This window comes from Streptomyces sp. NPDC055078 (assembly GCF_053607985.1).
This window is the reverse complement of record NZ_JBSGUP010000775.1, coordinates 1-3577: the sequence shown is the minus strand read 5'-3', so window position 1 is coordinate 3577 and position 3577 is coordinate 1. Positions and strand designations below refer to the sequence as shown.

The window sequence follows — 3577 nt, the reverse complement described above, 5'->3', positions numbered from 1 at the left end:
GGGGGGGGGGGGGGGGGCCGGCGCCCGCCCGGGGGGGGGGGGGGGGGCGGCCGCGGGGGGGGGGGGGGCCCCGCCCCCCCGCCACTTTGCCGGGGCGTGGCCATGGTGCCGGGGCTGACGGGACCCGGCCCGCTTCGTGGGGGTTTCATGGGGATTTTTGTTGAACAGTTGAACCGTAAGGCCCCCTAGGGGATGGAAACCCCTGCAAGTTGGGTAAAAAGACTGTGGGCGCCGCGTACTTCATGATTCAGTCGCTGACGGAACCTGTTGGAACCATCCAGCCCTCGGGTCGGCCTTTCCGGCCCCGAGCAGGCGGTCCCCCCACCTCTTGAACTCCCGCTCAGGGGCGCCTCAGGTCCACGTGTCCACCGCCGAAGCGTGTTTGCGGAGCCGACCCATGCTCACGACCCTCCATACCGCCTACACAGACACCCGTGCCGACGACCTCGCCTGGGCGCTCGGTCGGGAGCCGCTGCCCGCCCTGGCCGTCCTCGATCTGGAGCTATCCGGAGCGAAGCTCCAGCTCAGACTGTTGGGCGCCTCCCATCAGGTACTTCTGGAGGAGGAGCACGGCAGCTGCTCCGAGACCGTCGCCTGTATGCCGGGCAGCAGTACGCCCCTGCCGCTGGGCGTCGCCAAGAGACTCGGGGACTGGGAGTACGAGTTCGCCGCCCGCGTGGAGACCCTCTCCCAGGGCTCCTTCGCCGGGCGCGCGCAGGAGCTGCTCGCCCTGGTCGCCGACCATCCCAACTCCCTCGCCGGGACCTTCCCCGGCTCCCCGCACGCCTTCACCGCGATGATGGCGCACCGGGCCGAGGGCCAGGTGCGCTGGCGCACCTGGCACGCCTATCCGCAGGAGGGGCGGCTCGTCGTCACCCGTACCCGCGTGGGCTCGGTCTCGCAGGGCTCCCGGGCCAGACGTAGGGCGGCGCCCGCGCTGCTCTAAAGCGTGTTTCGCAAGTCCCGCCCGGCGGTGCGCGGCCGTGCCTGTCCGTGCCTGTCCGTGCCTGTCCGAACCCGGCCGTGCCTGTCCGAACCCGGCCGTGCCCGGCCCGACGTTCCGGTGATGTCCGGCGCGGTTCATCGGGGTTCGTCAGGGTTCGACAGAGTTCGACGGGGTTAGCCGGAGTTCTACAGAGTTCGACGGGGTTCATCAGGTTTTATCGGTGTTTATCAAGAGAGGAACACACGTGTGGGTGGCAGGGTGCGCCCATATCGTGACGTAGCGTTACTGCATGATCGACCGGCCGCAGCTGTCCACGCCCCAGAGTGCGGCACAGCTGCCGGTGCGCCCCGCCGCCGGCCGGTACCTCGTGCTGCTGACCGTCTTCATCTGCGCCGCCTGCGGACTGGTGTACGAGCTGGAGCTGGTCGCTCTCGCCTCGTATCTGATCGGCGACTCCGTCACCCAGGCGTCCGTCGTCCTGGCACTGATGGTCTTCGCGATGGGCATCGGCTCGCTGCTCGCCAAGCGGCTGCGCTGCCGGGCCGCCGTCGGCTTCGGCGTGCTGGAGCTGGCGCTCGCGCTGGTCGGCGGCTGCTCGGCGCTGGTGCTGTACGCGTCGTTCGCGTGGTTCGGCGAGTCGCACACCGTGCTGGTGGGCTTCTCGCTCGCCATCGGGGTGCTGATCGGCGCGGAGATCCCGCTGCTGATGTCGCTGATCCAGCGCATCTCCCGGCGGGACGCGGAAGGCACGGTCGCCGATCTGTTCGCCGCCGACTATGTGGGCGCGCTGGTCGGCGGCCTCGCCTTCCCGTTTCTGCTGCTGCCCTGGCTCGGCCAGCTCACGAGCGGCCTGCTGACCGGCGCGGTCAACGCGCTGGCGGGCGGGTCGCTCGTGCTCTGGCTCTTCCGCCGCGATCTCACCCGCCGCGCGCGCGGCTGGCTGCTCACCGCCAACGTCGGCGTCCTCGCCCTGCTGGGCACCGCGACCGTGCTCGTCGACGACTTCGAGCGGGCCGCCCGCCAGGCCGTCTACGGCGACCAGGTGCGGGTCGCCGTCCGCACCGACGTCCAGGAGGTGGTCCTCACCGGCAGCCCCTCCGGCCCGGTGGACCTCTTCCTCGACGGCAGACTGCGGGTCAGCGGACGCGACGCGTACCGCTACCACGAGGCACTGGTCCACCCCGCGATGGCCGGTCCGCACTCCCGGGTGCTCATCCTCGGCGGGGGCGACGGCCTCGCCGCCCGCGAGGTGTTGCGCCACCCCGGCGCCACGTCGGTGACCGTCGTCGAACGGGACCCCGGTCTCGTACGCCTCGCCCGTACCGACCCGGCGCTCGCCGCGCTCAACGGGCGGGCGTTCGACGACCAGCGCATACGGGTGGTCACCGGGGACGCCTTCGGCTGGCTCCGCGCCCCCCGCTCCCGCTACGACGTGGTGATCGCGGATCTGCCCGACCCCGGTATCACCCACAGCACCAAGTACTACTCCCAGGAGTTCTACGGACTCCTCACGGCGGTCCTCGCGGATCGCGGGCGGCTCGTCGTCCACGCCGGGCCCCTCGCCGCCCGCCCCCGTACGTACTGGACCGTCGACGCGACCCTGAGGGCGGCCGGCTTCGGCACCAGCCCCTACCGCGCCACCGAGTCGGACGACGGCACCGGCTCCGGCTCCGGCTCCGGCTCGGACTCGGGTTCCGGCGATGGCACCGGCACCGGCTCCGGCACCGGTGCCGCGTCCGGGCCGCGCGACCGGGGCTTTCTGCTCGCCGCCCCGGGCCGCGCCCCCCGGCTCGGCCTCCACCCGGACGGCCCCCCGCCGCGCTCGCTCACCAGGGCGGGTCTGACGGCCGATGCCTGGGGCGCGGAGCGTACGCGAGTGCGGGGGCTGCCGCCGTCGACGCTGGTGCACCCGCGCTATACGGACTGAGGCGACGGCCGCGCGCTCGGGGACCCGGTACCTGTCCCCTGCACCCCCGCGGGGTCGGCCGGCGGACACGGCCGTGGCCGAAACGCAGACGCGTGAAGTCCCTCTGAGTACGCTCGACTCCATGGACCATGAGGTGTTCGTTCCGGTTCCGGCAGAGACCGTCCGACAGGTACTGAGGGACCCCGCGCGGGTCGCGCGCTGTCTCCACGGCTTCCAGCGCAGCGCCGACGCCGATGACGCCGCCGGGCCCGGGGGGCAGCTCTCCGGCCGGCTCAAGGTCCGTATCGGCAACCACTCGATCACCTACCGGGGCACCTTGCGCACCGTCGAGCAGGGCGACGTGTTCACCGCCGAAGGCGACGGCACGGAGTCGCGCGGCACCGGTTCGGTCCGGGTGACCCTCACCGTCCGCCCGGTCGACGCGGACGGCGGTACGACGCTGAACGTCACCGCGTCCGCCACCGCCGACCCGGCCGGCCGCCTGGCGGAGCTTCCGCCCCACTCCGTCGAACAGGCCGCCCGACGGCTCCTCGACCGGTTCGCCGAACGCCTGGCGACGGTCGCGGCCGAACCGCCCGGGCCGACGGGTGCGGCGGGTGCGGCGGGTGCCGTCGGCAGTGAGGGGCCGGGGCCCGTGAGCAGCGCCGACGCCGAGCGCCTCGGGCTCGTCGGGGACGAGCCCCCCGGTACGCCGGAGCCGGGAC

The 3577-nt window shown here is 72.9% G+C and carries 3 protein-coding genes; all 3 read left to right on the top strand.

Annotated features, from left to right (window positions below):
• The first annotated feature begins 397 nt into the window (after window positions 1-397).
• Window positions 398-946: a DUF2617 family protein gene (locus ACWF94_RS36460; RefSeq protein WP_453498860.1), complete on the top strand. Its 549-nt coding sequence runs from the start codon at window positions 398-400 to the stop codon at window positions 944-946.
• Window positions 947-1235: 289 nt separating this feature from the next.
• Window positions 1236-2873, top strand: coding sequence for a polyamine aminopropyltransferase (locus ACWF94_RS36455; RefSeq protein ID WP_453498858.1), 1638 nt, complete (start codon window positions 1236-1238; stop codon window positions 2871-2873).
• 121 nt (window positions 2874-2994) lie between these two features.
• Window positions 2995-3577: SRPBCC family protein (locus ACWF94_RS36450; RefSeq protein ID WP_453498856.1), on the top strand; the 583-nt coding region annotated here is incomplete at its 3' end.